Source organism: Streptomyces otsuchiensis, from assembly GCF_004305975.1.
Lineage (GTDB): Bacteria > Actinomycetota > Actinomycetes > Streptomycetales > Streptomycetaceae > Streptomyces > Streptomyces otsuchiensis.
This window is the reverse complement of sequence record NZ_BHZI01000309.1, coordinates 1-6,428: the sequence shown is the minus strand read 5'-3', so window position 1 is coordinate 6,428 and position 6,428 is coordinate 1. Positions and strand designations below refer to the sequence as shown.

The 6,428-nt window shown below is 74.0% G+C and carries 6 protein-coding genes and 1 pseudogene; 5 read left to right on the top strand and 2 right to left on the bottom strand.

Going from position 1 to position 6,428, the window contains the following annotated elements; all coding sequences use genetic code 11:
• A pseudogene (locus E0D90_RS26770) lies at positions 1–205 on the bottom strand (hypothetical protein); the annotation flags it as partial.
• A gap of 378 nt (positions 206–583) precedes the next feature.
• Here E0D90_RS26770 and E0D90_RS22365 point away from each other — a divergent pair.
• The 3 genes from E0D90_RS22365 to E0D90_RS22355 all read left to right on the top strand — a co-directional run bounded on the left by E0D90_RS22365 (position 584) and on the right by E0D90_RS22355 (position 3,115).
• Positions 584–1,624 (top strand): Rv2578c family radical SAM protein, encoded by a 1,041-nt coding sequence (locus E0D90_RS22365; protein WP_103501138.1) that lies wholly within the window; start codon positions 584–586, stop codon positions 1,622–1,624.
• A 46-nt stretch (positions 1,625–1,670) separates the two neighbouring features.
• Positions 1,671–2,510: an endonuclease/exonuclease/phosphatase family protein gene (locus E0D90_RS22360; protein ID WP_130799824.1), complete on the top strand. Its 840-nt coding sequence runs from the start codon at positions 1,671–1,673 to the stop codon at positions 2,508–2,510.
• 65 nt (positions 2,511–2,575) lie between these two features.
• Positions 2,576–3,115, top strand: a complete 540-nt coding sequence (locus tag E0D90_RS22355; protein WP_103501140.1) for a GNAT family N-acetyltransferase — start codon at positions 2,576–2,578, stop codon at positions 3,113–3,115.
• A 140-nt stretch (positions 3,116–3,255) separates the two neighbouring features.
• Here the strand turns inward: E0D90_RS22355 and E0D90_RS22350 are convergent, their stop codons facing one another.
• Positions 3,256–4,860 (bottom strand): peptide chain release factor 3, encoded by a 1,605-nt coding sequence (locus E0D90_RS22350; RefSeq protein WP_227870407.1) that lies wholly within the window; start codon positions 4,858–4,860, stop codon positions 3,256–3,258.
• Between the two features lie 185 nt (positions 4,861–5,045).
• Here E0D90_RS22350 and E0D90_RS22345 point away from each other — a divergent pair, with 185 nt between their 5' ends.
• Both E0D90_RS22345 and E0D90_RS22340 read left to right on the top strand, forming a co-directional pair.
• Positions 5,046–5,567: a GNAT family N-acetyltransferase gene (locus E0D90_RS22345; RefSeq protein ID WP_157996914.1), complete on the top strand. Its 522-nt coding sequence runs from the start codon at positions 5,046–5,048 to the stop codon at positions 5,565–5,567.
• 43 nt (positions 5,568–5,610) lie between these two features.
• Complete coding sequence (locus E0D90_RS22340; RefSeq protein ID WP_103501143.1) at positions 5,611–6,396, top strand: TetR family transcriptional regulator; 786 nt, start codon at positions 5,611–5,613, stop codon at positions 6,394–6,396.
• Positions 6,397–6,428: the final 32 nt, after the last annotated feature.

Sequence of the window (6,428 nt, the reverse complement as noted above, 5' to 3'; positions counted from 1 at the left end):
GAACGAGAGAGGCCCGTGCGGGCCCGGACGGACCGGGCCGGTCGCCCGGCCGCCGCCCGGAGGTGGAGGGAGCGCGCTCGGTGGCGGAGGCGGACCGGGGCGCGGGCACGGCCGGCCCGGTGACCACCAGGTCGACCCAGGCGCTCGGGCCACCGGCGGCGGGGCCGGGCGGCCGCTGGTCACGGAACCGGGTGGTGCCGCTCATCCGTCATCCCTCCTCGCGCGCGGCGTGCGCGCGCGACATCACCTGTGGGCGCCCATTACTGGCATCCGGGGCGGATTGGGGCAAGCCGGCGCGGTCGCGTGCCGGGCGGGGCGCCCCGGGGTCCGGAGCCGGGCCCGGCGCGCGGGGCCGCCTCCCGCAACGGTTCCGCCCTGATCGCGCGGGCGCACGGACCCCGGCGCATACGGCGGGAGACCACCCGAACGGCCGCAGCGACCCCCTCCCCGTCCGGAGCAACGTGGGGCGAACGCTCCCTCGCCGGGCCACCCCGGAGGTGCGAGCGGGAACACAGTCCGGATCAATCGTTCGCCATACACCGAACACGTGTTCTATTCTGGTGGCCGTACAGGAGGAGGTCACATGCGCTGGAACAACCTGAGCGACGACGACCGCGCCGCCGCCCCCGCCCTCTTCGGCACCGACGTGGTGACCCGGACCATCGACACCCCGGAGTTCCGGGGCATCACCTTCCACGAGGTGCGGGCCCGCTCCCTGGTCAACCGGGTCCCCGGTGCCTCCCGGATGCCGTTCGAATGGACCGTCAATCCCTATCGCGGCTGTTCGCACGCTTGTGTCTACTGCTTCGCGCGCAAGACCCACGCGTACCTGGACCTCGACACCGGCACCGGGTTCGACAGCCAGATCGTGGTCAAGATCAACGCCCCGGAGCTGCTGCGCCGGGAGCTGGCGAGCGGCCGCTGGCACGGCGAGCACATCGCCATGGGCACCAACGTCGACTGCTACCAGCGCGCCGAGGGCCGCTACCGCCTGATGCCCGGCATCATCGAGGCGCTCACCGAACGCGCCAACCCCTTCTCCATCCTCACCAAGGGCACCCTGATCCTGCGGGACGCGGACGCCCTGGCCGAGGCCGCCCGCCGCGCGGACGTCGGCGTCTCCGTCTCGGTGGGCTTCGTCGACGAGACACTGTGGCGCTCGGTCGAGCCGGGGACGCCCGCGCCCGAACGCCGCCTCGACGTGGTGCGCACGCTCAGCGCGCGCGGCATCCCCGTCGGCGTGCTGATGGCACCGGTGATCCCCTTCCTCGGCGACTCCCCCGCCCAACTGCGCGCCACGGTCCGGGCGATAGCCGCCGCCGGGGCCACCTCGGTCACCCCCCTGGCGCTCCATCTGCGGCCCGGCGCCCGGGAGTGGTTCCTCAGCTGGCTGGACCGGCACCATCCGGGTCTGACCTCCTCCTACCGCGGGCTGTACGCCGACGGCGCGTACGCGCCCCGCTGGTACCAGCGCCGCATCACCGGGCAGGTCCACGAGCTGGCCGCCGAGTACGGCATCGGCCCGGTACCGCCCGGCGCCCACCGAGCGGTTCCCGAGCGGAACGACGGACCCGCCGACGGCTCCCCTCCCCCGCCGGCCGGCACCCAGCTGACCCTGCTGTGACGGCGCGGACGCCCCCGGCCACCGGGAGGGTCGCGACGCCCGTACCATCGTCCCCGTGCGCATTCTGACGTGGAATCTGTGGTGGCGGTTCGGGCCCTGGGAGGAGCGTCGGAAGGCGATCCTCGCCGTGCTGCGCGAGGTCCGGCCGGACGTGATCGCGCTCCAGGAGGTCTGGTCGGCGGGACCGGACAACCTCGCGGCGCTCCTCGCCGACGAGCTGGAACTGGAGTGCGTCTTCGCGCCCGCCGGAGTCCCACCGCACTGGCACGGCCACACCGACCCCTCGGTCGGTGTCGGCAACGCCGTCCTCAGCCGCTGGCCCATCGCCGAGAGCGAGGTACGGGCCCTGCCGGACGCCGGGGGGCCCGCCGAGGGGCGGGTCGCCCTCTACACACTGATCGACGCCGGCGCCGCACGGGTGCCGCTGCTGACGACCCACCTGCACGCGGTGCCCACCGGATCCGCCGTGCGCGTGGCACAGGTCTCCGAACTCGCCCGCTTCGTCTCCGAGGTGCGCGGGCGCGGCGACTTCCCGGCCGTGGTCACCGGTGACTTCAACGCCGAGCCGGACTCCGACGAGCTGCGGCTCTTCGGCGGGGTGAAGACCGCCCCCGTGGTGCCCCACCAGGCGATGGTGGACGTCTGGCGGCACGCCGACCCGGGGCAGCCGTGGGCGACCTGGAGCGCGGCCAACCCCTACATCCGGCACCCGATGGACGTGGACACCCGCATCGACTACATCCACGTCGGCATGCGCCCCCTGGGTGCCCCCGGCCCCTTCGGTGTCCGGTCGGTGCGGCTGGCGGGCGACGGGCCGGTGGACGGCGTCTGGCCCTCCGACCACCTCGCCGTGGTGGCGGACCTGATCTCACCGCTCTCCCCCTGACCGGGAGCGCGGCCGCACGGACGCCCGCCCCGGCGCGCGCCGGGCTCCCCTGCGATGATGTCGACATGTCCGCACCCACACTGCGCACCGCGCCCACCGCCGACCTGTCCGCCGGGGAGCTGGAGGCCGCCCGCACCCTGCTCGCGACCGTCTACGAGGAGGCCCAGGACGGCTCGGACTGGGAGCACTGCCTGGGCGGCACCCACATCCTGCTGTACCGCGACGGTCAGCTGATCGGGCACACCGCGGTGGTGCTGCGCCGGCTGCTGCACGACGGGCACGCGCTGCGCACCGGCTACGTCGAGGGCGTGGCCGTCCGTGCCGACGAGCGCGGCCACGGTCACGGCGCGACGCTGCTCGCCGAGGCCGAGCGGCTGATCCGCGGTGGCTACGAGGTGGGGGCGCTGTGCTCCACCGAGATGGCGCTGCCCTTCTACGCGGCGCGCGGCTGGCAGCTGTGGCAGGGCCCCACCTCCGCGCTGACCCCGGACGGCGTCGAGCGCACCCCCGACGAGGACGACGCCGTCCACGTGCTGCCGGTCACCGCGAAGCTCGACCTGACCGGCGCGCTCACCTGCGACTGGCGCGGCGGCGAACTCTGGTGACCGGACACCGGTGACCCGACGCGGCTGACCGGCCCCTCCCGCCGCGCCACTGAGCTGAGTGATCCCCGTGACCGCCGCCGCCGGCGCGGCGGTGGTCACGGGGATCGGCTCGGGCCCGGGGCCCGGCGGATACCGGGCGGTCAGTCCTGCTCGTGGGCGGCGATCAGCGGCTCCAGCGGCAGGTCGGGGAACTCCCGCTCGAAGGAACCCACATGCCAGCGGCTGGGGAAGAGCGCGAGCGTCACCCCGTCCTTGACCCGCGTCATCGCCTCGCCGTGCACCAGCCGCGACCGGTTGAGCGCGAGACCGCCCGCCGCGTCCGTGGCGCGCGCCAGGTGGTAGGGCAGCATCTCCAGCCGTACCTGCGAGGAGAACTCGTGCTCCATCCGGTGCCGCACCACGTCGAACTGCATCGGCCCGACGGCCGCGAGCACCGGGGCCTGCTCGCCGCGGGCGTCGGAGACCAGCACCTGGACCACGCCCTCCTCGTCGAGCTGTGCGATACCGCGCCGGAACTGCTTGGACTTGCCGATGTCGGCGGGCCGGGCGATGGCGAAGTGCTCGGGGGCGAACGTCGGCATCGGCGGGAACTCCACCCGCTTGCCGGTGTACAGGGTGTCGCCGACGCGCAGCTGCGCCGCGTTGACCAGGCCCACCACGTCGCCCGGGTAGGCGAGTTCGACCGACGACCGGTCCTGGCCGAAGACGCTGTGCGCGTACTTGGTCGCGAACGGACGGCCCGACGCGGCACGGGTGACGGTCATGCCGCGTTCGAAGACGCCGGAGCAGACCCGCAGGAAGGCGATCCGGTCCCGGTGCGAGGGGTCCATGTTGGCCTGCATCTTGAAGACCAGACCGGAGAACTCGGCGTCGACCGGGCGGTCACCGCCGTCGGCGAGCGGGCGCGGCGCGGGCGCGGGGGCGAGGTCCACCACCGCGTCCAGCAGCAGCCGCACCCCGATGTTGGAGAGCGCGGCCCCGAAGAACACCGGAGTGGACTTCCCGGCGAGGAAGTCCTCCGGGTCGTGGCCGCCACCGGTCTCCTGGAGCAGCTCCAGCTCCTCGGCGGCCCGCGCGTAGTCCTCGCCGAAAGCCTCCAGCGCCTGGTCCGCGTCCAGCCGCTCCTCGTGGGCGGCCTTCTCACCACCGGGCGCGCGGGTGTAGCGCAGCATCGCGTCCGGCTCCCGGGTGTCGAGCAGCCCGCGCAGCTCACCCGCGATGCCGACCGGCCAGGTCACCGGGGTGGGACGCAGCCGGAACTCGGTCTCGATCTCGTCCATCAGCTCCAGAGCCTCGCGACCCGGGCGGTCCCACTTGTTGACGAAGGTGATGACGGGGATGCCGCGGTGCCGGCAGACGTCGAAGAGCTTGCGGGTCTGCTCCTCCAGCCCCTTGGCCGCGTCGATCAGCATCACCGCGCAGTCCACGGCGGCCAGCACCCGGTAGGTGTCCTCGGAGAAGTCCGCGTGGCCGGGGGTGTCCAGCAGGTTGAGCATCTGCTCGCGGTAGTCGAACTGGAGCACCGCGGAGGTCACCGAGATGCCCCGGGCCTGCTCCATCGCCATCCAGTCCGAAGTGACGCTTCGGCGGTCGCCCTTTCCGTGCACCGCGCCCGCCGAGGTGATCGCCCGGGCGTGCAGCGCCAGCGCCTCGGTGAGGGTGGACTTTCCCGCGTCCGGATGCGAGATCACCGCGAACGTCCGCCGCCGCGCGGCCTCTTGGGCCGCCGTTGTCCGAGAACTCACCACTCCGCCGTATCCGCCCCTGCGAGGGCACTGGGGCCGTGCCGCCGGCCGTCCGGTCCGGCCGGGCAAATCTACCCGCCGCCCCCGCCCCGCGGAAAACCGCCCGTCAGCGCCCCGGCCACCCTCTACCGTGCGTTGCGGAGCGGCCCCGGTTGGGGGCCATGTCGCGGAGAGGAAGAACCGACATGCGGGTGCGCGAGATGCGGACCGACCTGGCGGACATGGAGGCGGCCGCGCGGGTACGCACCGCGGGCTGGCGCAACACCTACCGGGATCTCGTGCCGCAGTCGTTCCTGGACGGCCTGGACCCGGAGAGGACGGCCCGTTCCTGGCTGCGGGACGGCCCCGCCCGGACACATCTGGTGGCCGAGGACGGGGGTGCGGTCGTCGGCTGGGCGTGCCTGGGCGCGCCGGGTGACGCCGACGCCGGGCCCGGTGACACGGAGCTGTACGCCCTCTACGCGCTGCCGGAGCGGATCGGCACGGGAGTGGGCGGCGCGCTGACGCGGGAGGTGCTGCGCCGCGCCAACGCGAAGGCGGCCGACGCGCCCGACGCCGGGCTGCTGGTGTGGGTGGTGGCGGCGAACGCGGCCGGCCGCGGCTACTACGAGCGGGTGGGCTTCCGCGCCGACGGCCGCTCCGGTTCCTTCACGGTGGAGGGGACCGAGGTGACCGAACTCCGGTACCGGCTGCCGCTGCCGGCCTGAGCCGACGCGCACCGGCCGAACACCACCACGGGCCCGGCCGTCGATACAGTACGTTCGCTCCATGGCCCATCCGGTGAAGTCAACCCGTCCGCAGCCCGCAGCCCAGCGTCTGAAGGTGCGCCGCCGGCTCGCGGCGGCCGCCATGGAGCTGTTCGCCACCAAGGGTTACGAGGCCACGACGGTCGACGAGATCGCCGCCGCGGCGGGCGTCGCCCGCCGCACCTTCTTCCGGCACTTCCGGTCCAAGGAGGAGGCGATCTTCCCCGACCACGACGACACCCTGGAGCGGGCCAAGGCCGTCCTGGACGCGGCGACCCCGGGTGAGAACCCGGTGGACACGATCTGCCGCGGCATCAAGGAGGTCATGCGGATGTACGCCGCCTCCCCGTCGGTCTCGGTGGAGCGCTACCGCCTCACCCGTGAGGTCCCGGCGCTGCGCGAGCGGGAGATCGCCTCGGTGGCCCGGTACGAGCGGCTGTTCACCCGGTACCTGCTGAGCCGGTTCGACGAGCACTCCTACAACGGCGACGAGCCGCTGCTCGCCGAGGTGGCCGCCTCCTCGGTGGTGACCGCCCACAACCACGTGCTGCGGCGCTGGCTGCGGAGCGGCGGGCAGGGTGACGTCGAGGCGGAGCTGGACCACGCCTTCGCCATCGTGCGGCGCACCTTCGGCACGCTGCCGGCGTTCACCGGGCGGGCGCCGGAGCGGGCGCGGCCGCAGGCCGTGCCGTCCGGCGCCGGTCAGGTCCTGGTGACGGTGGCGTCCACCGACGCCCCGCTCGCCGACGTGATGCGCACGATCGAGCAGGCGCTGCGTCCGGGCGCCTGACCCGCCCACCCCCGGTCCGGTCCGCCCTGGTC